28 protein-coding genes, 1 tRNA gene and 1 other RNA gene are annotated in these 23,260 nt (G+C 41.1%); 28 read left to right on the top strand and 2 right to left on the bottom strand.

All coding sequences use genetic code 11. The annotated features are described in order from the left end of the window. Positions 1–43 precede the first annotated feature (43 nt). The 19 genes from GM182_RS05755 to csrA are packed head-to-tail and all read left to right on the top strand — an operon-like array spanning position 44 to position 14,023. The gene (locus tag GM182_RS05755; protein WP_449186159.1) at positions 44–1,285 is read left to right on the top strand and encodes a DUF2225 domain-containing protein; all 1,242 of its coding nucleotides are present in this window, start codon (positions 44–46) and stop codon (positions 1,283–1,285) included. An 18-nt stretch (positions 1,286–1,303) separates the two neighbouring features. Then, positions 1,304–1,756 carry a chemotaxis protein CheW gene (locus GM182_RS05750; RefSeq protein ID WP_449186158.1) on the top strand — a complete coding sequence of 151 codons (453 nt, stop codon included), beginning with the start codon at positions 1,304–1,306 and terminating at the stop codon, positions 1,754–1,756. Then, entirely contained in the window at positions 1,753–3,837 is a 2,085-nt protein-coding gene (locus GM182_RS05745) for a chemotaxis protein CheA (protein WP_449186157.1), read from the top strand. Before GM182_RS05750 ends, GM182_RS05745 begins: the two co-directional genes overlap by 4 nt. Next, a complete protein-coding gene (locus tag GM182_RS05740) occupies positions 3,837–4,475 on the top strand; it encodes a chemotaxis protein CheC (RefSeq protein ID WP_449186156.1) in 639 nt (212 codons plus the stop codon). Before GM182_RS05745 ends, GM182_RS05740 begins: the two co-directional genes overlap by 1 nt. Next, positions 4,468–4,956, top strand: a complete 489-nt coding sequence (locus tag GM182_RS05735; RefSeq protein WP_449186155.1) for a chemotaxis protein CheD — start codon at positions 4,468–4,470, stop codon at positions 4,954–4,956. Before GM182_RS05740 ends, GM182_RS05735 begins: the two co-directional genes overlap by 8 nt. Positions 4,957–4,960: 4 nt before the next feature. After that, positions 4,961–5,302: a hypothetical protein gene (locus GM182_RS05730; protein ID WP_449186154.1), complete on the top strand. Its 342-nt coding sequence runs from the start codon at positions 4,961–4,963 to the stop codon at positions 5,300–5,302. Between the two features lies 1 nt (position 5,303). Next, positions 5,304–5,945 carry a sigma-70 family RNA polymerase sigma factor gene (locus tag GM182_RS05725; protein ID WP_449186153.1) on the top strand — a complete coding sequence of 214 codons (642 nt, stop codon included), beginning with the start codon at positions 5,304–5,306 and terminating at the stop codon, positions 5,943–5,945. After that, the gene (locus tag GM182_RS05720; protein WP_449186152.1) at positions 5,930–6,466 is read left to right on the top strand and encodes a hypothetical protein; all 537 of its coding nucleotides are present in this window, start codon (positions 5,930–5,932) and stop codon (positions 6,464–6,466) included. The genes GM182_RS05725 and GM182_RS05720 overlap by 16 nt, the downstream gene beginning before the upstream one ends. Then, a complete protein-coding gene (locus GM182_RS05715; protein ID WP_449186151.1) occupies positions 6,463–7,113 on the top strand; it encodes a hypothetical protein in 651 nt (216 codons plus the stop codon). The genes GM182_RS05720 and GM182_RS05715 overlap by 4 nt, the downstream gene beginning before the upstream one ends. Beyond that, complete coding sequence (locus tag GM182_RS05710; RefSeq protein WP_449186150.1) at positions 7,110–7,520, top strand: sigma-70 RNA polymerase sigma factor region 4 domain-containing protein; 411 nt, start codon at positions 7,110–7,112, stop codon at positions 7,518–7,520. Before GM182_RS05715 ends, GM182_RS05710 begins: the two co-directional genes overlap by 4 nt. After that, on the top strand, positions 7,513–8,229 hold the full coding sequence (locus tag GM182_RS05705) for a flagellar hook-basal body protein (protein ID WP_449186149.1): 717 nt from the start codon (positions 7,513–7,515) through the stop codon (positions 8,227–8,229). Before GM182_RS05710 ends, GM182_RS05705 begins: the two co-directional genes overlap by 8 nt. Before the next feature lie 14 nt (positions 8,230–8,243). Continuing rightward, positions 8,244–8,981, top strand: a complete 738-nt coding sequence (locus GM182_RS05700) for a flagellar hook-basal body protein (protein ID WP_449186148.1) — start codon at positions 8,244–8,246, stop codon at positions 8,979–8,981. Positions 8,982–8,988: 7 nt separating this feature from the next. Continuing rightward, positions 8,989–9,840 carry an HDOD domain-containing protein gene (locus GM182_RS05695; RefSeq protein WP_449186147.1) on the top strand — a complete coding sequence of 284 codons (852 nt, stop codon included), beginning with the start codon at positions 8,989–8,991 and terminating at the stop codon, positions 9,838–9,840. 52 nt (positions 9,841–9,892) lie between these two features. Continuing rightward, positions 9,893–10,174: a flagellar biosynthesis anti-sigma factor FlgM gene (locus GM182_RS05690; RefSeq protein WP_449186146.1), complete on the top strand. Its 282-nt coding sequence runs from the start codon at positions 9,893–9,895 to the stop codon at positions 10,172–10,174. Beyond that, positions 10,167–10,508 carry a hypothetical protein gene (locus GM182_RS05685; protein WP_449186145.1) on the top strand — a complete coding sequence of 114 codons (342 nt, stop codon included), beginning with the start codon at positions 10,167–10,169 and terminating at the stop codon, positions 10,506–10,508. The genes GM182_RS05690 and GM182_RS05685 overlap by 8 nt, the downstream gene beginning before the upstream one ends. A 6-nt stretch (positions 10,509–10,514) precedes the next feature. Beyond that, positions 10,515–12,296 carry a flagellar hook-associated protein FlgK gene (flgK, locus tag GM182_RS05680; RefSeq protein WP_449186144.1) on the top strand — a complete coding sequence of 594 codons (1,782 nt, stop codon included), beginning with the start codon at positions 10,515–10,517 and terminating at the stop codon, positions 12,294–12,296. Positions 12,297–12,309: 13 nt separating this feature from the next. Further along, entirely contained in the window at positions 12,310–13,311 is a 1,002-nt protein-coding gene (gene flgL, locus GM182_RS05675; RefSeq protein ID WP_449186143.1) for a flagellar hook-associated protein FlgL, read from the top strand. A 9-nt stretch (positions 13,312–13,320) separates the two neighbouring features. Continuing rightward, the gene (gene fliW / locus GM182_RS05670; RefSeq protein ID WP_449186142.1) at positions 13,321–13,773 is read left to right on the top strand and encodes a flagellar assembly protein FliW; all 453 of its coding nucleotides are present in this window, start codon (positions 13,321–13,323) and stop codon (positions 13,771–13,773) included. Next, on the top strand, positions 13,754–14,023 hold the full coding sequence (gene csrA / locus GM182_RS05665) for a carbon storage regulator CsrA (protein WP_449186141.1): 270 nt from the start codon (positions 13,754–13,756) through the stop codon (positions 14,021–14,023). The genes fliW and csrA overlap by 20 nt, the downstream gene beginning before the upstream one ends. Here the strand turns inward: csrA and GM182_RS05660 are convergent. Next, positions 14,020–14,997 (bottom strand): ATP-dependent 6-phosphofructokinase, encoded by a 978-nt coding sequence (locus GM182_RS05660; RefSeq protein ID WP_449186140.1) that lies wholly within the window; start codon positions 14,995–14,997, stop codon positions 14,020–14,022. The genes csrA and GM182_RS05660 overlap by 4 nt on opposite strands. 54 nt (positions 14,998–15,051) lie before the next feature. Between GM182_RS05660 and tadA the strand changes: the two genes are divergently transcribed. From tadA to GM182_RS05630, 6 genes are read left to right on the top strand one after another with little or no spacing between them, the layout of a single operon-like run. Then, positions 15,052–15,519, top strand: coding sequence for a tRNA adenosine(34) deaminase TadA (gene tadA / locus GM182_RS05655; protein ID WP_449186139.1), 468 nt, complete (start codon positions 15,052–15,054; stop codon positions 15,517–15,519). A gap of 40 nt (positions 15,520–15,559) precedes the next feature. Further along, entirely contained in the window at positions 15,560–17,248 is a 1,689-nt protein-coding gene (gene dnaX, locus GM182_RS05650; RefSeq protein ID WP_449186138.1) for a DNA polymerase III subunit gamma/tau, read from the top strand. Positions 17,249–17,259: 11 nt separating this feature from the next. After that, positions 17,260–17,877, top strand: coding sequence for a recombination mediator RecR (recR, locus tag GM182_RS05645; RefSeq protein ID WP_449186137.1), 618 nt, complete (start codon positions 17,260–17,262; stop codon positions 17,875–17,877). Then, the gene (locus tag GM182_RS05640) at positions 17,861–19,372 is read left to right on the top strand and encodes an AAA ATPase domain-containing protein (protein WP_449186136.1); all 1,512 of its coding nucleotides are present in this window, start codon (positions 17,861–17,863) and stop codon (positions 19,370–19,372) included. The genes recR and GM182_RS05640 overlap by 17 nt, the downstream gene beginning before the upstream one ends. Continuing rightward, positions 19,369–20,853: a dTMP kinase gene (gene tmk, locus GM182_RS05635; protein ID WP_449186135.1), complete on the top strand. Its 1,485-nt coding sequence runs from the start codon at positions 19,369–19,371 to the stop codon at positions 20,851–20,853. Before GM182_RS05640 ends, tmk begins: the two co-directional genes overlap by 4 nt. Further along, positions 20,837–21,787: a PSP1 domain-containing protein gene (locus GM182_RS05630; protein WP_449186134.1), complete on the top strand. Its 951-nt coding sequence runs from the start codon at positions 20,837–20,839 to the stop codon at positions 21,785–21,787. Before tmk ends, GM182_RS05630 begins: the two co-directional genes overlap by 17 nt. A 9-nt stretch (positions 21,788–21,796) precedes the next feature. On the opposite strand, the gene GM182_RS05625 is transcribed toward GM182_RS05630, so the two are convergent. Continuing rightward, a tRNA-Leu gene (locus GM182_RS05625) sits at positions 21,797–21,885 on the bottom strand. A 55-nt stretch (positions 21,886–21,940) separates the two neighbouring features. Between GM182_RS05625 and sepF the strand changes: the two genes are divergently transcribed. From sepF to ssrA, 3 genes are all read left to right on the top strand, one after another. Then, positions 21,941–22,402: a cell division protein SepF gene (gene sepF, locus GM182_RS05620; RefSeq protein ID WP_449186133.1), complete on the top strand. Its 462-nt coding sequence runs from the start codon at positions 21,941–21,943 to the stop codon at positions 22,400–22,402. Further along, a complete protein-coding gene (gene smpB / locus GM182_RS05615) occupies positions 22,403–22,855 on the top strand; it encodes an SsrA-binding protein SmpB (protein ID WP_449186132.1) in 453 nt (150 codons plus the stop codon). It begins immediately after the preceding gene. Between the two features lie 55 nt (positions 22,856–22,910). After that, positions 22,911–23,260: a transfer-messenger RNA gene (gene ssrA, locus GM182_RS05610) on the top strand.

Raw genomic sequence — 23,260 nt, 5'->3', positions numbered from 1 at the left:
TGGAAATGAAGAATATAAAAAATTTCCTTGGGGGTTGGTGAATGTGAGACCATATTGGTACGAGGAGAGGACATGTCCCATATGTGGTAATACTTTTCAAATAAAAATTTTGCGGTCAGGATATGCATATAGGGTGCTTGCCATTGATATAGATATGTTCCCCCATGTTGAAGGGGAACATCCGGTTCTTTATGAAGTGGACATGTGCCCAAAGTGTGGGTATGCATACTACCGAAATGAATTTGATAAACCACCAACGAAGAACAAGACAGAGCTTATTAAGTTTCTCGTTAAAGTTCCTGCATCAGATAAGGCGATAGCGGCAAAACCTGATAGAGATCCCGAAGGGGCATTGAAAATATATCAATGGGTGTATCGCCTTTTGGAATTTACCAATGGTCCTAAACATAAGCTTGGGCTTACGCTTCATAAGATGGCTTGGATATATAGACTTATAGGTGATGAAAATAAGGAAAGAGAATACCTTGCTAAGGCATTGCAGATGTATGAAGAAGCTCTGTCAAGCACGAAGGAGCGATACTCATCTAGGGATATGTTTGTCAAAGTTATATATTCTGCTGGCGTTATAGCATATATGTTAGGTTATTACGAAAAATCTGTCAAATATCTTAATGATCTTCTTAAGCTGGAACAGGCTGGTCAGAAGTTGTCTCCAGTGATGCGTAAGCATGTATTTGATGTATGGCAGGACCTTAGAAGCAAGGTGGCATCTGCAAGAGATATAGATATTGGCGAGGACAAGAAAGAGGAGGAAGATGTTACAGAAGAGGCGATGCTTTCGGCCTTGAGAAATGCCTATCGTACACTCGAAGGTAAGCTTTCTGTCAAAGAAATGAATATATCCTCTGATAAGAAAGCTTTTTATACTCCGCTAAAGAGATTTTATCTTGCAATGTCGCATCTTGCTTTCTTAGAGGATTTTAATAAGATAGATGCTGATAATTGGAAATCATTTATGAAAATTTTCTATCGAGTAATGGAATTTTTTGGTAGGACAAGTGCAAAGTATGCAGGAATATCGTCAGGTTATGAATTGTTATTTGATGGCAGAAATAGTTCTGCATGTATTGTTATTAGCCCTATAAGCATGGTGGAGGATTATGTGAAACAATGCGGTGGTCGTACTAAAAATATAATGGTAGTTGGTATAATTGAAACAGAGGAAGATGAAGCACTTGCTTCTAATCTTGGGTTTGAGGTGGTAGATGAAGGAATGTGGCTTTATGATGGACGCCTTTATCCGTGCCTTCTCTTCAAAAAGTGAGAAAGGGTGGTGGTGCAGATGAATGTGGGCATGGTAGTATTTGGTCTTAAAGATAAGTACATGGCTGCCCCAATTGAATACGTAAAAGAGATATTAAAACTTGATAAGATTACAAGACTTCCTAATGCACCAGTTATTGTTAAAGGTCTTATGAATGTTCGTGGAATACTTCTTCCTGTTGTAGATGGTAGAAAACTTTTTAATGTTGACGAAGATGAGGAGCTAACAGAAGAGCAGAAAAAGCAGATGCGTATACTCTGGGTATCCACCGGAAGAGAAGGAGAAGAAGATATAGGTATACTTGTTGACCATATACTTGGTATTTTATTTGTAGATGAAGAGGAATTGAAAGAAGTACCCGAAGGAATGGAAGGTGCCGAAAAGTTCAAGGCAAGCCTTCTTTGGAATGATAAATTTGTGCTCATGATAGATATAGATAATTTGCTCAGAGGAAGGGGGGACGGTAGATGAGCGAAATAGATATAAATGAATACCTCCCTGTGTTTATTGACGAGGCAAGGGAATATTTGCAGATTCTCAATGATAAATTACTTATTTTAGAAGAGCATCCTGGTGATCTTGATGCTATTCGAGAAATTTTCCGTGCAGCCCATACATTGAAGGGTATGTCTGCTACTATGGGTTTTTCCCATATGGCAGAGGTTACCCATCTTATGGAAAGTGCCCTTCAGCCGTTTAGAGATAAAGAGGGGGCTGTACTTCCAGAAGAGCTCATAGATCTTTTGTTTAGGGTTCTTGACTATCTGCAAGCACAGGTTGATAATCTTGCAAACGGTGATGAGGTTGAACCTCCAGAGGAAGAGCTGTTAAATGCTCTCAAAGAAGCTGCATCGGGTAAGGTTCCAACAGGAACAACCTCTGCACCAGAAAAGAAGGAAGAGAAAAAAGAAGAGCCTGCTACTGAGTCTATCAAGTTTGAGCTTAATGATTATGACCTTTTGGTTGTAGAAGACGCCGTGAAGGCAGGTAATGTTGTTGCAAAAATACATGTTCGTATGCGTGAAGGCACTATGATGAAGAGTGTACGTGCATATATGGTTGTTAAGACCATTGAAGACCATGCAGGTGAGGTTGTCAAATCCGTTCCCCCTGCAGAAGATATAGAGCAAGAAAAATTTGATAGAGATATCTTCTTCCTGGCCATTTTCCCTCAGGGAACTAATGTTGAGGAAATAAAGAAGAAGATAGAGTCTATAGCCGAGATAGAGAGTGTTGAGGTAGAGGTTATACAAAATGTTGATGTTCTTAAGCAGTCAGAAGCTAAACCTGCTGAAGAGAAGAAAGAGGAAAAAACTGCAGAGTCGGTAGCACAGCCACAGAAGCCTGCTGCCAAAGAAGAAAAGAAAGATAAAGCTAAAGAAGAACACAAAGAGAAGCATCAGATAGAGCAGCTTATTCGTGTGCCACTGTCTAAACTTGACAAACTCATGAATCTTGTTGGAGAGCTTGTTATCTACAGAACAGAGCTTCAGGTTGCCAAAGAGAAAAACTCCCAGGAGGCTCTTGAGGGTGTTATTGAGCGTATAGGTAGGTCTATTATAGAACTGCAGAATGAAGTTATGTCTATGCGAATGACTCCTATGGCTTTTGTTTTCCGTAGATTCCCTCGTATGGTAAGAGACCTTGCCAAGCGGTTTGGCAAGAAGGTCGAGTTTATTATAGAGGGTGAAGAGACAGAGATAGACAGGTCCATTCTTGATAAACTGGGTGATCCCCTTGTTCATCTGCTGAGAAATGCTATAGATCATGGTATAGAAACCCCAGAAGAGAGAATTGCCAAAGGCAAGCCTGAAGAAGGTCACCTCTGGCTTAGAGCATATGCAGAGGGCAACTATGTCTTCATAGAGGTTGAGGATGATGGTAGGGGTATTGATCCAGAAAAGGTTAAGCAGAAAGCTATAGAGAAGGGTCTTATATCCCCTGAGGAGGCCGAAACTCTAACGAAGAGAGAGATTTATGAGCTTCTATTTAGACCAGGTTTTTCCACAGCTGAAAAAGTTACCGATGTATCGGGTAGAGGTGTGGGGCTGGATGTTGTTAAAGCTGTTATCGAGCAACTGGGTGGCAGTATTGAGATACAGTCAGAATTAGGCAAGGGTACAAAATTCATTCTCAGATTGCCTCTGACACTGGCTATTATTACAGCCCTACTTGTTACTGTTGGTGATGAGGTATATGCCATACCACTGGGTAGTGTTGATGAGGTTGTTGAGAAAGATGAGCGTATGAAGAAGACTCAGGTTGGAGAAGTCTTCATACTCAGAGGAGACGTTTTGCCTGTATATTACCTCAAGGACATCTTTAAAGTACCAACAGCTGGTGAAGGACAGCATCTTGTTGTTGTCAGAAGTGCAGGTTCCCGTGCTGCCATAGTAATAGATGATCTTATTGGTCAGCAGGAGATCGTTATTAAGCCCCTCAAGGGTAAATATGTAGGTGTTCCTTATATCTCTGGTGCTACAATATTAGGTGATGGTACTATTGCACTGATTACCGATCTGACACAGCTGCTAATGGGAGGTAGAGAATAGTGGACTTTGATAAGCTAATAACCCAGAATCCCTTGTTTATAGATGCTTTTAGAGAGATTAATAATATAGGTTCAGGAAATGCTGCATCCGCAGTAGCGGCAATGTTAGGACAGAAGGTGGATATTACTGTTCCGTCTGTTATTGTAGAGAAGATTCCCAATGTTATAGAAAAGATTGGTTCTCCAGATGAACCGGCGTTTGGTGTACAGCTAACATATAATGGTGATCTTGACGGTGTTATCCTTTTGATATTTAAAGAAGACACGGTTAAAACATTGGCCAAGCTACTAATGGGAATGGAAGTCGAAGAGATAGATGATATGACAATTTCCATGATTCAGGAGATAGGCAATATTGTTTCTGCCTCGTTCTTAAATGCTATAGCCACATTCTTTAATGTACAAGTGTTACCTTCACCACCATCTGCTGCATACGATATGTTACAGGCCTTGTTAAACTTAGCATTGGCTAGTATTGCTGCTGAGACAGACTATGCTTTAGTGGTGAAGACAGAATTTATTATAGGCAATGATGAAAATAATAAGGCCGAAGGCTGGATCGTTAATGTGCCTTCGCCAGAGAGTTTTATTAAATTGCTAAAACTAATGGGACTGCTGGGTGATGAGGATGTTGAATAGTAAGAATATCGTACATGTAGGTATTGGTCAAAGCTTCGTACTAAAGAAGAACGGTATATTAATGGCGATAGGTTTAGGTTCATGTGTGGGAGTGGGTATGTACGATCCTGTAGAGAAAATCGGTGGGATGGTACATATCTTGCTACCAGATTCTAAGGTTGGTAAACCTACAGATTTACCAGGTAAGTTTGCAGACAAAGGAGTGCCTCATCTCTTAGATATGATGCTAGAGGCAGGTGCCAAAAAGGAAAGGCTTATTGTAAAGATTGCTGGCGGTGCAAGCATGTTTAAGACATCTCAGTCGCCGATTATGGATATAGGTTCTCGAAATGTTGCAGCAGTAAAGAAGGTGCTTAAAGAGTTAGGGTTGCCGCTGCATGGGGAGGCCGTAGGTGGTAACGAGGGTAAAACTTTTATATTAGATGTTGCCACCGGAAAATTCTATGTACGAACAGTTAGAGGAGGCCAAGTAGAAATATAGTGATATGAAAAAGACATTGTACTTTTGGGGATTATTTATGCTACTTGGTAATATCTTCGTTCTACTTGCTTTTTTATATGGTAAGTTGACTGTCTATAAACTATCTGTTTATCTTTCTCTCAATGTGGCTATTTCTGCGGTGTTGGCCCGTATTATTGCAACTATTGTTGAGACTTATGAAGAGTATATGTATCAGAAAAAGTTGGCTGAGGTCGAGGCATATATAGAAAGATTGAAGAAAGAGAAGGAAGAGGAAGAGCAGAAAAAATGGGAAGCAATCAGTGTTGATGACATTGTTGAAGCTCTTACGACTTTAGGGAAAGAGCATATAGTGGAGGAAAAATGATATGGCTGTAGACAGAGAAGAGATGGTGCGAAAGTATCTGGAACTGGTGGAGAAAGTCGTAAGGAAGTTTTCGTATACAAGTTTGCCTCCCCGTATAGACGAGGACGATTTAAGGTCGGAGGCATTACTGGCTTTGCTGAAATCCATTGATACATATAACCCCAATAAGGGAGTTCCATTTGAGGTATATGCCTACCGTAATATGCGAAATGCCATTGTTGATTTCCTTAGAAAACAGGGCTATTTCAGTCGTGCCCAATATGATAAATACAAGGACATGGAAGAAAAATATATGCATGGAGAGATTACAGAAGCAGAGTTTGATTCTCTTGAGGGAGTTGCGGAGTTGTCTCTTGAGTCGTACCTAATGAGAGTTTATGAGGAGTTTCCATCTCGAAGCAATATAGAAGAGGAGATGGCACGAGAAGAGCTTATTAAGGTTGTTGCGGAAGCTATTAAAAGCGAATTGGATGAAAAGGAGCGCCTTATTATTACCCTGCGTTACTATGAAGGACTTGCGTTTAAGGAAATAGCACATATTTTAGATATATCTCCGTCCCGTGTATCTCAACTCCATACCAAGGCTCTGATGAAGCTAAAAAATTATGTGAAAGAGAGGTATAAGGGATGGGTTCCCTATTAGGATATTTGGTTGTCAAACCTGTAAGAGAGCTTGTTTATATGGGTGGATTAGGTGTTTTTAATGAGTTTGGAATCCCTCAAGAATTTCGTTATACGGACCCTGTTGAACCGACAGAGGTTCAGAGAATTCTCTTTGGTGATAGTTTAGATTTAGCTGTTAGGGTAAAAGTTGTTGGTGAGTCTCTTATTAAGGAGTTGTCTGTTTCTCCTGAGTATATTATTGTCGGTGCTAAAGACATGTTGCAAATTAGGTCCTCTGTTCCTATAGCCTATCTAGAACATACCCAGCATGCTCCCCTTGAGGATGTTGGTAAGTATGTGGCAGAGGGAGAAGGCTATCTTGTCCAACTGTATCCAGCTCAATCTCCGTATTACCTACTTCTTGCCGGTAAGAAAAAGGATGTAAGCAAGCTGGTGGATATATTGGTAGAATTCGCCATGCATATTGCCGATGTTATAGAACCTCTTAAGAGAGTAGAAGGTGTTATTGACTATATTTACAATACTCAGTATAAATTATGAGTATTAAGGTTAATAAGGCCAGGGTGGCCTTTTCACCTTACATTATTCGTTTGGGATATATACGCAGAATACATTCTAAGCCGCTAGATGTATGGTCTTATAAAACCCATGAGCCAGATTACCTGTTGTCTTTGCCATCTCATATGCTTCATAGTGAGCCACTGGATGTAGTGACAACAAGGTTAGAAGTGCCTAAACTACAGGCTCATATAGAGAATATGCACGTCAGACCTCTGAGAACCAAGGTGAGAAACAAACGCATGCTCAAGGTTCATATGAGGCGCTACCGCAATATATCTTTGCGTGTTTATAAAAGACATGTTTCTACTTTGCTAAAATTTGCTGTGCATACTATTGTTGGTTTCTATGGTGTTCCTATAAAAAGAAGGGGAATACCTGCTGATAAAGTATCAGCCCATGTTAAATCTGCTTTTAGAGTACTTCTTATGAAGAAGAAAATACGCTCTTCTGTTAATTTGAAATATTATTTCCCAAATGTTGCCATTAGTCCCTCAGGGAAATTAAAGTATTTGGGTAATGGATATCTTTTGGTTATACCGGCAAGAGGAACACGTATCATGCTTAATGTTTACATTGTTGAAGATAATAAAGGTAAAGAATATATGCTTATGGAGGTGATTAGGTGATAGCTTGGACTGTCTTTGGTATATTGCTTGTTCTTGTTGTTAATGTTATTATGTTTTTCATTGCCTATCGATGGCTTAAACAGACTGTGGAAGATTATCTCCATGAGAAAGAATATGAATATCAAAAGCTTATTGAGGAACTGGAGCGAGAAAGGCTTCATATGAAGGCATATATGCAATCGCTGGCATCGGTTTATAAGGAGTATTTAGAGAGAGTTGATACTGTAGTTGAGAGACTTGTTGAAGTGCAGTGGAAAGACTTTGATAAACAGGCAAGGGACATTATTATGCTCTATCTGAAGGGTTATAATATAGGTGAGATAGTTGCAAAGTTAGGTGTACCTAAGGAGACTGTAAAGTTTACATTGATGGTCGCCTTGGGTAAGGAGGGCGATGACGATGCTTAGAGGTATATATCAGGCTACTTCAAAGCTTATAACAAATCTTAGATGGCAAGAGGTTATAGAAGATAATTTGTCTAACCTCAATACACCGGGCTTTAGGGAAAAACTTGTTTCCATAGGTATAGATGAGGAACATGTATTAAAAAGAGTAGAAAAAGGACAAGCTACAGATATTGGTCCCTTGACTTTTAATGTTCAGATAGATGCGCTTACATATTCCAATGAACAAGGTGGTTTAAAGCCTACCGATAGTCCTTATCATTTTGCTATTGTTGGTGATGGTTATTTTGCCGTCAGTAGAAATGGACAGAGAGTATATACACGCAATGGAGAATTTATTAGACAACCAGATGGCACGTTAGCCCTTGCAGATGGATCGGTGCTTTTAGGTAAAAACGGAGCGCCTATTAGGGTGCCAGAAGATTTCTATGTTGATCCCGCTGGTCGCATGTTTAATGCGGCCGGTAGGTTTATTGGTACCATACCCACATATAATCTCAATGGTATGACCGATATTGGTGGTGGATTTTATACGGGGACTGCGGTAAGAAGTGGTTCTGTTGTGTTACAGGGTTATTTAGAAGAGCCTAATGTTGATGTTATTAAGCAGATGACTGATATGATTCGTGCTGCTAGGTCGTTTCAGGCATCATCAAAAGTTGTTACGACCGAATATGATACGGTGGGTAGACTAATCAACACCGTTTCTTAATGGGGTGATAGATCATGTCTGAATGGACTTATTCGATAGCGAGAGCAGGGTTGTGGGCATCTGCATCTAAGATTAATGCTCATGCCCAAAATATTGCCAATGTTGGTACCATTGGATACAAGCCATTCGAAAGGGCTGTTATGACAGGTATTATTAATCAGTTCTATGGTATTACAAAACCTGTTGGTATTTCTACTGGTTCTTTAGCCGTTCGTGAGTATGAAATGCCGTTTCAAGGCAACTTTATAGAGGGAAACACTCCTGTTAATATGGCTATCCTTGGTAAGGGTTATTTTGCTGTTAGAGACGAAGCTGGTAATGTGTTTTATACCCGCAATGGGGATTTCAAGATAGATGTTGATGGCAACCTTGTAGATGATGAGGGTATGCATGTTCTCGATAATCGAGGAAACCCTATTAATCTAAAGGGTGTTAATTTGGATGAGGTTATGGTAGATGAGAGGGGCAATATCTGGTATAAGGATCAGGTTATTGCCACTGTAGGTATATATTATTCACAGTCGACAGATAACTTTGTAAAGACAGGAAACAATAAATATGTGGCCCGTGGTCCTGTTTTTCTGCTACAAAATGGTTATAATGTATTAGGAGGATATTTAGAGGCGTCCTCTGTTGATATAACGGAGGAGATGACAGGTATCATAGAAGCTCAAAGGGCTTATCAATTTGCAGCCCGAAGTTTAAAAAATGCAGATGAGATGATACAAACAAGTATAAATATGAGGGGTTGATTGAGCGGTGGTGAAAGTTCCGGATTTACAAAAACTCATAGATAAGATAGAAGAGGTAGTACCGCTTCCAAGTGTGGCAATGAGGATCATCAATTACATTGATGATCCTGATGCGGAGATTTCTCAGCTTGCCAAACTTATATCCATGGACCAAGCGCTCACCACCGAAGTTCTGAAGCTTGCAAATTCTGCTTACTATGGTTTCCCTAGGAGGGTCTCTACTATCAGCGAAGCAGTTGTTATTTTGGGCTTCAGTACTACTCGTAGTGTTGTGTGGAGCGTTATTCTTAGCAGTACACTGAAAAAACCAGTACTTGGTTATGCTTTACCAGAAGGTGCCTTGTGGCGCCATAGTGTTGCGGTTGCTGTGGGAAGCAAACTCATTCTCCAACATGCAAATGTTAAAGGTGTTAATATGGAAGAGGCTTTTGTTGCAGGTCTTATCCACGATATAGGCAAGCTCTTGCTTGCTACCTACGTTGCAGGTGCATATGAAGAAATAGTTAAGGTAATAGCAGAGGGTAAGACATTTGATGAAGCAGAAAGACAGGTGCTTGGATATGACCATGCTGTTGTAGGTGCTATGGCAGCTGAGAAGTGGAATTTGCCTGATATATATGTTGATGCTATTAAGTATCATCATAGACCGAGTGAGACCGACAACTTGATGGCAAAGGTTGTGCACCTTGCCGATTACATAGCGTATTCTATGGGTTGGGGTAGTGAAGGTTTAGAAGGCCTGAATTACACCTTAGAAGAAAACGTTTTGGAAGAGTTGGGTATAGCACCTGAGGAAATAGATGTTCTCTTCAATGAAACATTAGATCAGTCTGAGCTCTTCTTGTCTTCACTGGGGTGAGGCAGTGAATTTTGCACAGGACTTTCCGATATTGATTATGAGGTGATAGGCCATGCGTGCAAGTCTTGAGAGGTTGTATGTGCATCTTTCAGACATATCAATTAGGTTGGCTCGAGCGGATAAAGCAGAGGATATCAAACCAGCAAGTAAGAAGAGCAAGACACTTAGCAAAAAAGATGATGTCAGGATTAATGTGGCGAAATCTCTGGAGCGTTTACAGGCAGATAGAGCTGCATACATCGAAGCACTAAAAGATAAGATAGCCAGAGGAGAGTATAAAGTTTCTGCTGAAGAGGTTGCTGCCCGAATATTAGGAGTGATAGACGATGTCTAGAGGTGCGGATCAGTATTTAGCTCTGATTAAGGAGCTGAAGGATCTGATCCGCACCCAGGGCCGCTATATCTCACAGTGGGATAGTAAAAAAGTAGAAGAGCTAACCCCACTGATAGAGGAGAAAGCGGCCATTTTTCGTAGTTGGTGGGATGATCCTCAGCAAAGAGAAGAGCTTCTTTCAAACGAAGAGATTTTAATGGAGCTTCCCGAGCTCCTTGAACTGCTTGATAACAACCTCGTAATGCTTAGCATGGCCGTCAGCATGTATAAAGATGTTTTCAAAACGCTGGAGAGCGGTGTATCTACTTACGACTTTTCTGGCAGGGTGAGGTGATGGCCTATGCTAGGTGCAGGAAATATTGCCCTTGAGATAGCGAAGCGTTCTCTTGGTGCACATATGCTGCTTATGGATGTTGTATCTCATAATATTGCTAATGTTAATACTCCTGGTTATACAAGGCAGCGTGGTGTGGTGGAAACCACATATCCATTTGGAGTTCCTGGCATGGGCTATATGGGTATTCCTGGCCAGATAGGAACAGGTGTAGAGGTTAAGTATATACAGAGATTGAGAAACGATTTTCTTGATAGACAGTTTCGGCAGGAAAATGGTGTGCTAGGTAGTGAAGAGGCCAAAGAAGGGGTGTACGATGTCATAGAAACTATGTTACAAGAACCTAGTGACATAGGACTTGGTTCTGTTATGTCTGCATACTTTGATGCATGGCAGGAACTAAGTGTGACCCCGGAAGATCCTGCCATACGTAATATGGTTATAGAAAGAACGAAAAATCTTATTGATACTTTTCATCATTATGCCAATCAGCTTATTGACCTCAGGTCTGAAATAGACTTTCAGATAGGTGAAACAGTCAAGAAGATAAATACATTGGCTCATCAGATAGCTGACCTTAACGGAAAAATAGAACAGGCACTTGCTGCCAATCAGAGGCCTAACGATTTGCTAGATAAACGAGATTATCTCGTTGATCAGCTTAGCAAGCTTGTCAATGTACGGGTTGAGAAGCTTGACAATGGTGGTATCTCCTTGTTTGTAGGTTCTATGAATATTATCGATGATAGAAGGGTAAATCCTATAGAGGTTTTCAAAAATACGGAGATTAATGCCTCTGATGTTTCTGATCTTTCTAATGCAACAACAAAGTTTGTCAGTGCGTATGGCAATAAAGGGTGGAATGGTGATAAGATCCGCTTTAATGGTTCGCCCGATGGTGATGGTGGTACATTCAGTGGTGTAGATCCTTATAACACATCGGTAAATACATTATGGGTGAAGTTCTTTAGTGATTCGCCTGATGAGTCTGTGAAGTATGTAGCTCTTGACAATAAGAGTTTAAGAAGTGGAAAGCTTTTTGGTCTTATTGAGGCTCGTGATGATGTCATTTGGAATGCCCTTGAGAAACTTGATAAGTTGGTATGGGGACTTGTCTCCCGTGCCAATGAGGTTCATAGGCAGGGTGCAGACCTTCATGGTAATGCCGGTGAGGATATATTCTTAGTACCAGATAGTATATATACTTCTTCAAGACCACAAGATTTAGTTGCCACACTGTATGCCGGTGATGATTCCAGTGGTTTGTGGAAAAGCTCAAACTTTAGGGGTATAGCTGCCCATGTATATCTTAATCCCGATATTGATGGGCATCCCGAGAGGCTAGCAGCGGCAAGACAAGATCCTACTGCTGGTGTTGGTTCAGATGGATACTACAATCTTTCTGGAGATTCTACGGTTGCTGTTGCCATGGCACAGCTAAGAGATATTAACATGGGACAAACCTCTATTACTGTTAATAACTATACTATTAATCTTGCATCTCCGGCCAACTTTACTTCTGATATGACATTAAAGAGCACCCGTGAATATTTTGACTCATGGGTGTCTGGAATAGGCTCTGATTCAGAAAACAATAAAACCATAAAGAAGAATGTAGAGAATTTGACAAAGATGCTTGATCTAAAGAGAAAGCAAGAGAGTGGTGTTAATTTAGACGAGGAAGCCGCGGATCTCATACGCTTTCAGAAAGCATACAATGCCTCTGCTCGACTCGTTTCAGTAATGGAACAGGTGATGGATACGATTATTAATTTAGGAAGGGCGTAAGGAGGTGTGAATGATGAGAGTATCCAATACATTCTTACATGAGAGAATGCTTTACGATATCCAATCTGTTATGTCTCGTCTTGTGAGGGCTCAGAACGAGCTATCTTCTGGTAAACGTATCCTAAAGCCTTCTGATGACCCACTGGGTACAGCACTTGTTCTTCGTTGGCGCGGGCAGATTTCTAAGATGGATAGATGGCAGAAGAATATAGAGGAGCTTCAGAGTAGATTTGAGATGTCAGAGAGCAATCTTGATACGGTCAAAGACCTACTTACAAGGGCGAGAGATATCTTTATAAGGGGTGGCTCTGATTCCCTTGGTCCAGATGAGAAAAAGGCGCTTGCCGATGAGCTTGATCAGATACTCCAAGAGCTTGTTAATAGGATGAATGCCAAATATGGTGATAGATATCTCTTTGCTGGGGCGGATGTATTACATAAACCCTTTGAGGTTCAAAAAGATGCTACCGGAAAAATTATCGCTGTAACATATCACGGCTATCCTATACCCTCCCGTGATCCATCTACAGGTAATCTCAATGATGAAGCTTGGCTTCCTGTTGAGGTGGGAGAGGGTGTAACCATGCCCCAGAATGTGCCAGGTGATTGGGCTGTGATGAAAGAGACAAGTAATACAACGCCATCTGATGACCTGAAGATGTTTAGGGTCATTATTCAAGCAAGAGATGCGTTGCTTCAGGATAAGAACCTGTCTGTAGAGCAGTATACCGATGCAAATGGCAACCAAGAGGCCTTTCTTGATACTATAGATAAGGTTCTTGCCCGTGTTGGTGAGGCATTAGCATACATAGGTACCAAGGTAGAGAGATTGCAGGGGCTCCACACATTCTACGAAAAGATGCGAGTGAATTATGAAGGTCTGAGAAGTAAACTTGAGGATGCCGATGTGGCTGAGGTGTATATTACCTATTCAAAAGAGCAACTTGTGTACCAGAGTGCCTTAAAAGTTGCATCTAACATACTTACACCAAGTCTTATTGATTATATCAGGTAGGTGGTATAGATGATAGTCAACACAAAAATATTCGGACCTATAGATGTTCCAGAAGAGTCTATTATACTGTTCCCACAGGGACTGGTAGGTCTTCCTTGGCTTCAACGCTTTGTACTTATTCAGGAAGAGGGCCTAGAACCATTTTTTACTCTACAGTCAGTGGATGAAGCTGATTTTGCCCTTTGGATAGTTCCATCACTATTTATTGATCCTGAGTATGCACCTCCTGTTGATGAGATAGAGATAGCTGATCTTGGTGATAAAAATGATATATTACCTATGATTATTGTCTGGACTGAGGAAACAGATGATGGTAACCATAAAACTTATGCAAACTTGAAAGCTCCGCTTCTCATTAATCCCAAAATCAAGAAGGGGAGACAGGTTGTTATAGATAAAGAAGAGTATCCTCTGAAGAAGGATATAACGGCGGTGGTAGACGGTGCTAGTACTAACACGTAAAAAGGGAGAGGCCATTGTAATTGGTGACAACATAAAAATTGTTGTTGTTTCGGTGAGTGGAGACTCCGTTAAGATAGGTATTGAGGCTCCGGCTGATGTAAAGATACTTCGTGCAGAGCTCCTTGAAGCCGTTAAGGATATTAATGTTGTTGCTGCGAAGACAATGCCCCATGTAAAAGTAAAGAAAGGAGGGGAAAAACCCTCCATTCTTACCGATCTTACTATTAAGGCTAAGAGAAAAGATACTTAGAAGAATATAGCCGCTTCTTCATAAAGCTTTATATCGGCATATTTGGGCTTTTCAATTACAATTTCTAGTGGTTTGGTTGATATGCTTTCCCCTTCTATGCCCACAAAGACACCATTTTCACCTGATAGTATGGCATCTACAGCCTTTATACCCATACGTGTGGCCAGTAATCTGTCTGTAACCGTAGGAGACCCTCCTCTTAGCTGATGACCGAGTACTGTAGCTCTTGCTTCGAAGTTGCCTCTTTCGGATATGAGTTTTTTTAGTGCATTGCCTACTCCGTTTTCTTCTTTACCGGGAATATCTGCCCCTTCAGCTACCACAATAATGCTGAAGTCTTTGCCCCTTTTTTTTCTGTCCATAATGTGATCGATAAGCTTATCGATATCTAATGGTATTTCAGGTATGATGATATAATCAGCTCCACCGGTAATACCGCCTATGAGGGCTAACCAACCCACGTCTCCTCCCATAACTTCCACGACCATAACCCGATGATGTGATTCTGCTGTTGTATGTAATCTGTCAAGAGCTTCTGCTACTGTGGTAACTGCTGTATTGAAACCTATTGTTGTATCTGTGCCAACAATATCATTATCTATTGTCTGTGGTATACCAATGACATTGATTCCTGACTGATAGAGTTTATAAGAAGCTATGAGTGACGGCCTATCTCCAACAACGACAAGATAGTCGATACCATATCTTTCCATTTCATCTTTAATAATGGCTATATCCTCTTCATTTGCTGTAGGGTCAAATGTTGATGAACCAAGAATAGTTCCTCCTGCTGGTAATATGCCTGATACACTTCGTGAGGTTAATACAATAATGTCATCATTGAGAAATCCCAAAAAACCCTTTCTAATACCTACTAGTTCTATGCCTTGCCTGAGAGCGTATCTGACAATACTTCTTACTGCTGGATTACCACCCGGTGCATCGGCCCCTGTTGTTACAACACCAATTTTCATAGGGCAAACCTCCCTCGTTTTCACTCATTGTCTAATACAATTATAACGGTGAGTATGATGAAAGAGATTGCTGCAGAGGATATATACTTTATGAAATTAGCCTTAAAAGAGGCACAGCTTGCATGGTCTCATGATGATGTGCCCATAGGTGCTGTCGCCGTGAAAGACGGTAATATTATTGCTAGAGCCCATAATATGAGACATGTGCTTAGTGACCCTACAGCTCATGCAGAGATACTGCTCTTAAGGAAGGCTTCACAGATTCTTGGTACATGGTATCTTACCGATGTGGTAGTTTATGTGACATTAGAGCCATGTATGATGTGTACAGGAGCGCTATATCAATCTCGTATTAAGAGGCTGGTGTTTGGTGCATATGACCCTAAGATGGGGGCTGTGATATCCAATCAAGATTTTTTATCCCTTGAGTGGGTTAATCACAAATTTCAAGTACTTGGTGGTGTATTAAAAGATGAGTCGGCTAGTATGTTAAAAGCTTTTTTTCGTGAGAGGAGGAAGTAGCATATAATAATCTTACATAACGAGCAGGGAGGGAATAGCGTTGGCTTTATATAGAAAGTACAGACCACAAACATTTGATGAGGTTGTTGGTCAGGAGGCCGTTGTTTCAATATTGAAAAAGGCACTTGACTCTGGCAATATTTCCCATGCATATCTGTTTGCAGGACCTAGGGGAACAGGTAAAACATCTATAGCCCGTATTCTGGCAAAAGGTCTTAACTGTGAAAAGGGGGTTACATCCCAGCCATGTGGTACCTGTTATATGTGCCGTGCCATTACTGAAGGTAGAGCTGTAGATGTAATAGAGATAGATGCTGCCTCTAATAGAGGTATTGATGATATTAGGGAGATAAGGGAACGTGTAAAACATCCTCCTCTTGAAGGTAGATACAAAGTATATATCATAGATGAGGTTCATATGCTTACCAAAGAGGCATTTAATGCTCTTTTGAAGACATTAGAAGAACCTCCTGAGTATGTTGTATTTGTGCTAGCCACTACCGATCCTCACAAGTTACCTGAAACCATTTTATCAAGGGTGCAGCGTTTTAATTTCCACAAACTCTCTATAGATGATAGCGTTTTACTGCTGCAAAGGGTATGTGATGGTGAAGGCTTTGAGTGTGAGAAAGAGGCCCTGATACTGATTGCCCGCTATAGTGATGGAGCTATGAGAGATGCACTTAATCTGTTGGAGCAGGTGTCTTTGGTGGGTGATGGGAAGATAACCCTTGAAGCTGTCAAGAGGGTTATTGGTGGCGTATCTGCCGAAAGGGTATTGGAGTTTTTTAGGGCACTAGAGAAAGGTGATACATCTGCGGTATTTGCTGTTCTTGATAACGTACTTGATGAGGGTACAGATCCAGTACTATTTCACAGAACCCTGTTTGAATATATCTCTTATGCTATTGACTATGCCGTTGATAGGTCTTCAGCAGAGAAGTTAGGCCTCTTGGAGGTGGAAAAAGATATACTGGATATTCTGGCAAAGCTTGGCATAGATGTACTTAGTGAGATGTCTAAACAGATGATAGAGTTAGAGCGTTATTATCGTTATACTGACAGGCATAAGTCTTCTGTGCTAAAGATGGTTACTGTAAAACTTATGGCATTTTGGAATGTATCCTCTGAAGGTTCTGAGGAATCCAGCAAGGTTATGATAAAGCCATCTGCAAGGAAGGAATCCGTAAAGAAAGCCCCACAAAGAAGCGCTACTAATTTACCAGCTGCTTTGTCAGAAACCGCTAAGCAGGTAGCCGATAAGAAAAAATTAGCTGGGAGCAAAGAGGTACCAGATAATAAGGGAACTACGGACAACTCCGTCCATTCTTCTAATATAGACAAGGAAGCAGAAGATATTGTTAGCATTTATAAAAAAAAAGCCCCTAAAACCGTAGAGGAAAAACCTAAGAGTGAACCTAAGAAAGAGGAGAAAAAACCGGTTGATGAGGCATATAAGCTGCTTGCTGCTCACTATCCTGAATGGGCTCTTATGTATTATAAGGTTGGTCGGTTAGATGGTAATAAGCTCTACTTTTCTACGACATATGCCAAAGATCTCTTTGAAACCGCTATAAACAAGTTTGGTTGGAAGGAGAAATTACTTGAAGTATTAAAGCCTCTTGGCGTTACCGATGTCGTAGTAGAAGAAAAAGGTGCCTCTGAACCCTATGTGCCTGCCTCTGAAGAAGAGGCTATGAAGATTCTTGAAGAGATATTTCATGTGTGAGGTGATGTTTGTTGAATAGTGTTGTTGAACACCTTGCTATGCTTCTCAGAAAAATGCCCGGTGTGGGCTTTAAGAGGGCCAGAGAAATGGCCGAATATATGCTTAAGGAATCGCCTACCTACAGAAAAGAACTTATAGAAGCTATTGAGGCTCTTGATAATGTCAAGTTGTGTACAGAGTGTTTTTACTATGCAGAACCGGGAAAGGATTTATGTCATATATGCAGCGATGAGAGTCGTGATAAAAGTGTTATATGTGTTGTTGAAGATACTGAATCTGTGGACAGAATTGAAGAAACAGGAGCATATAGAGGCCTTTATCATGTACTTTGGGGTATTGTTGATATGAAAAGGGGGAAGATGCCCGATTCAGAGAAAATAGAAAAGCTTATGGAGCGCTTGGCTCGTGATGAGGTAAAAGAAGTTATTTTGGCTATGTCTGCTACTACTGAAGGGGAAATTACGGCAGATTATATAGCAGAGGAAATAAGAGATAGAGGTATCGATGTAAGGATTACCACACTTGCAAGAGGTATATCTGTTGGTACAGAGATAACATTTGCCAGCCCAGAAACCCTTGCGAGGGCAATTGAAGGAAGGGTAGAGGTTGATGATGATAAAGGTTATTGATGACTTAGATAAACTTATAGAGGTAATGCCTGATTATCTTAAACAGGCTGTTGAGGCTATTGATAATAAAGAGGATATTGTTGAGTTTGTTGTTGACCTTGGTAGGCAACCTGAGGTAAGGTTTCACAAAGATTTTCAGCTCCTTGATAATAGATTGATTACCGAGGATGATATTAATTATATTGTTTCCCGTGTAGGACAATTTGGCCCTGATGGTAGGGCTGGTATTGCCGGTACTCTTCATAGAATATCAGCTATCCGCACTCGTACCGGTAAAATTGTTGGGCTGACACTGCGTGTAGGCCGAGCGGTGTTTGGTGTGCTTGAACCTTTGAAAGATATATTTACCGAAACAGGTGATAGTGTTCTTCTACTTGGAAAGCCTGGTGTCGGCAAGACAACAATACTCCGTGAAGTATCCCGTGTTCTGGCCGATGAGATGAGACAGCGTGTAATTGTTGTAGATACATCTAATGAAATTGGTGGTGATGGTGATATTCCACATCCTGCTATAGGTAGAGCTAGGAGAATGCAAGTTGTTTCTCCTGAGAAACAGCACGATACTATGATAGAGGCCGTTGAAAATCATATGCCCGAGGTTATTGTCATTGACGAAATAGGCAGAGAGGAAGAGGTTATGGCAGCTCGTACAATTGCTGAACGTGGGGTAAGGCTTATTGCTACAGCACATGGTGGTTCATTGGAAAATGTGTTGTTTAATCCAACGCTATCTGACCTTGTTGGTGGTATCAATGTTGTTACCTTGAGTGATGAAGAGGCACGCAGGAGGAAGACTTCTAAGACCGTGATGGAGCGTAAAGGGCAGCCAACATTCAAGATACTTATCGAGATTAAGAGTAGAAATGAATTTGTTATACATCGCAATGTTGCCAAATCTGTTGATAGTATACTTGCTGGTATACCACCTAAGGTGGAGATACGCAGGGTTAAAGAGGATGGTACCGTGGAAATAGAAGAGAGCCAACCACTTCCTATGGATCTTAGAGAAGAAAAGAAAGAGTTTATTAAAAACAGAACGCTGAAAATATACCCCTTTGGCCTTAGCAAGAATAAGGTAGAAAGTGCCATCAAAGACTTGGGTATCAACGGTATGCTTTCCGGTAACCTTGATATGGCAGACTTTGTCATAGCTCTAAAGTCCCGTATATCGAAACATTATCCCCAGATTAGACTAGCTGAGCGTATGGGTAAAGATATTATCAGTGTACGGAGTAATACTGTTAAACAGATTCAAAGTGCGCTCAGTGACTACTTGGGACTTGATACGGAAGAAAGCCAAGAAGTCTCGGAAGATATTATTGCTAAGACACGTCAGGCAGCCTTAGAGGTGCTGCAGACAGAGGTGAGCCTGAGAGTGCCTGTATATGAGGAGCTCTTGAATGAACAGTTAGAGGTTATCAAATCCCTTGGTCTGGAGTATGAAATTGTAGGTGATGAAATTGTCATTAAATACCCCGGTGGTGATGCGCAGTGAAGGGTGCTTTTATAACAATAGAAGGCATAGATGGTAGCGGCAAGGATACACTGGCAGCAAGGATAAAAGAGTATTTGGAGTCAAAGGGTATAGAAGTTGTGCTGACCCGTGAGCCGGGTGATGCCTTTGATGGTAAGGTGAGAGATATACTCATGCATAATAGGCCTCTGCCTCTATCTGAAATGTTCCTATTTATGGCGGATAGACATGAGCATGTGGAGCGTGTTATAAGACCAGCTCTTGAAGCTGGTAAGTGGGTTATATCTGTTCGTTTTGCCGATTCATCTATGGCATATCAGGGAGCACGAGGAGTTGATAGGGACCTTATCGAGCGTCTGAATATGGAAGCGATAGGAGATGTTTTTCCTCAACTTACCATACTTCTCGATTTGCCTGCCAGCGAGGCTATGAATCGTATAAAAGGTAGGGGAAATGCTGTTGAGCACTTTGAAAGGGAGGAATTTCTCAGTAAAGTTCGTGGCCTATATTTGGAAGATGCAGCTGCTCACGGTAATAGAATTATCGTCGTTGATGCCACGATATCTCCTGATGAGATATTTCGATCTGTAAAACCGTATCTTGACAAACTGATAGATGAAGTTGCACCTACTGAGATGGACATTTCTCGTGCAGAAATAGCAGATGCCATAATTAGGGCAATAGACCGTGGTATGCATGCTTTTCTTGTGTATGGACCTTGGGGTTGTGGACACAAGCATATGATTAGAAAGGTTATTTATACTCTTGTTCCTTCTGCCAAGGATGTAGAAGATGAGCCATATGGTATTTATAGCCCAGATGTTATGGTTGTTTATGGGGAGAAACCGTCATCTATCAAAATAGATATGGTAAGAGCTATTGGAGATTTTCTTGATTATCGTCCCATAGAGGCTAAGTATAAGGTAGTTGTTATTGATGATGCTTCTTTTATGACTTTGCAGGCGTCTAATGCCCTTTTGAAGATATTGGAGGAACCCCCAGAGTGGGGTATATTCATGCTTTATACATCTTATCCTGAACGCGTCTTATCTACTATTCGTTCTCGGTGTGCTGGTGTGAGGTTAGATAGATTTTCTACAAAACAGCTTGCCGTATATATAGAAGAGCGTTTTAGTGTATCTCGTGAAGAGGCAGAGACTTTGGCAAGACTCTCTGAAGGATGTCCTGACAGGGTTGAACATATTTTGCAGGTACTTGATTCTGAGAGTATTCTTGATTATATTAAAGAGGATTTTTATAAATATGTCCCTGTGGGACAATCTCTTGTTGAGGACAATGTTATGTGGGACAAGCTGTTTTTAGAGGTGGAAAGTCTGTTTTTGCAGGGGTTGATGGAGGGAAAGCAACATATTACTCCAGATGATGTTCTTATGCTGGTAGAATGGGAAGGAATGCTGAAAGCTAATGTGCAGAAAAAGCTTATAGCAGATTTGATCTATTGGCGACTTAAGGAGGGAATTGAGCGTGCACACATATCATAGTGCAAAGGCTTTAGATAGTAATAGAAAAGTCATTATTGAAATACCCCAAGATATGTCCTTGGATAGGGGCGAAAAGGTTATTATTGATTCTGAAATAGGTGAAATTATAGCTGAATATTTAGGGGAATTTACAACCCATGTTGATTTGGAAGAAAAGGAAAAATTTCCTGTGATTAGGAAAGCTACTGAAGAGGACATATTGCTTTGGGAGGAGAAAAAAGAGTTTTTAGAAAAGGTTATGCGTGTTGCCCGTCAGAAGGTTAAAGAGTATTCTGTTCCAATGTCACTATTTGCCGGGGAAATAGCCCTGAAGGGTAGAAATCTCACTCTCTACTTCACATCATCTGGTAGGGTGGATTTTAGAGCTCTGGTTAGAGATCTACAAGAGACCTTCAATGTGAAGATACGCTTATGGCAGGTTGGAGTTCGTGATAGAGCACAGATGCTTGGTGGTATTGGTGTTTGTGGTAGGCCTCTGTGTTGCCATAAACATATATTGGCTTTTGACAATGTATCTATATACATGGCAAAGAGACAGCTAAGTGTGTTTAATCCTAGCCGTATCTCAGGACAATGTGGTAGACTTATGTGCTGTCTTAGATATGAAGATAATGTTTATCTGGAAATGGATGAAAAAGGATTTCCTAAGGTTGGCGATGTTGTTAAACTAAAAGAGGGCAAAAGCGGTAAGGTTATGACTCGTAATATCTTCACAAATATGGTATATATTCATACAGATGAAGGTGGCCAAGCATGGATAGACCTTGAGGATGTTTCTGAGGTCTGGAGAAAGGGGCAGCTTGTATTTTCTTATAATGGGAATTCACAAGACTCAAAAAAACAAAGTTCCACTTCTTCTGATAATGAAAGTGCAGGAGTTGAACACAGTGAACACAACAATAAAAGTAACGACGAGATTGAAAGTGAAGGATAAATCAGAAAATGGTGCGGAAGGCGGGATTTGAACCCGCACGGGCTTTTAGGCCCACTGGATCCTGAGTCCAGCGCGTCTTCCAGTTCCGCCACTTCCGCACCATTGCATTGATATAATACTAAAGAAGTAAATAAATGTCAAGGGGTGAAGGGTATGGGCGTTTTTGACTTTATTAAGAATTGGCTTCAAGCAGGTTATTACGAAGATGATGAAGTTGCAGACATGGAAGATGAAGAGTTTGAAGAGGAATATAGAAAAGAAGAAAGTGTTAATTATACAGAAGGGTATGCGACAGATTATTCTTCTTTAGCAGAGAAAACGGTTTTTATCTACCGTGCTCAGGTGTTTGAAGATGTTAGGTATGTTAAACCGGTGATGAAGCAGGATATCCCTGTGATAGTAGACTTGTCAGAAGTTATGGAAAAAGATGATAGAAGAAGGTTCCTTGACTTTGCGTGGGGTATGGCCAAAGCAGGTGGTGGACGTATCAAGGTGCTTGATACCAAAGACCTTATGTATGCCATAATACTTCCTTCAGAACATTGGGGACTTGTTGATGAGGTATCTCCGTCCTTCTCTGAACCAGAAGATGTCGATGAAGGAGCTGAGGAATAGGTGCAGGTGATTGCAAGGAACAAGAAGGCCAAACACAATTATGATATTTTAGAAGAATACGAGGCAGGGATTGTTCTTAAAGGTAGTGAGGTGAAATCTGTAAGAGCGGGTAAAGTGTCTATAGTTGAAGCATTTGCCCGTGTCGATGGTGGGGAGTTGTGGTTAGAGAATATGTATATTGCCCCTTATGACAATGCTACAGGTGTGTTTGGTCATGAACCAAGGAGAAAAAGAAAGCTTCTTATGCACAAGAAAGAAATAAAGAGATTGGCAGGTAAACTTGCCCAAAAAGGCCTTACCCTTATACCCCTTGAAGTGTATATAAATGATAGAGGTCTTGTCAAGGTAAAGCTAGGCCTCGCTCGCGGTAAGAAAAAGTACGATAAGAGAGAGGCTATAAAAGAAAGAGATATTCGTCGCAAGATTGCTGCCGAATTGAAAAATTATAGGTAATCTATGATATGTGTTATAATTGTAATCGCTTTCTGGTACATAAAAATTGAAAGATGGGGGCGACTGGTTTCGACGGGGAGTCGGGCCGGTACGCTGCAGGCCGGGTTGGTCGCCATCCCGTTAAAAAGGTGACACACAAAATAAATGCCGATTACGATTACGCACTCGCTGCCTAATTAAATAAGGCAGCCGCCCCCCGGTGCTAGCCACCGGCACCGGGTACGGCGTCAAAGAGGTGGCAAGGTCTTTATGGTCGCCCCGCCATAAAGACCTACTTATTGGGGCTTGGTCCTACCATGGGTGCCTGTGCCCTAAGGTAGGACGACAATGAAACACAGGCTAAGCCTGTAGACGCGTACCGGGGAGGCTTCTCGGACGCGGGTTCGAGTCCCGCCGCCTCCACCA

Source organism: Zhurongbacter thermophilus (assembly GCF_026184435.1).
GTDB lineage: Bacteria > Coprothermobacterota > Coprothermobacteria > Coprothermobacterales > JAADFF01 > JAADFF01.
The sequence above is the reverse complement of the archived record's forward strand: the minus strand, read 5'-3'. Positions and strand labels throughout refer to the sequence as shown.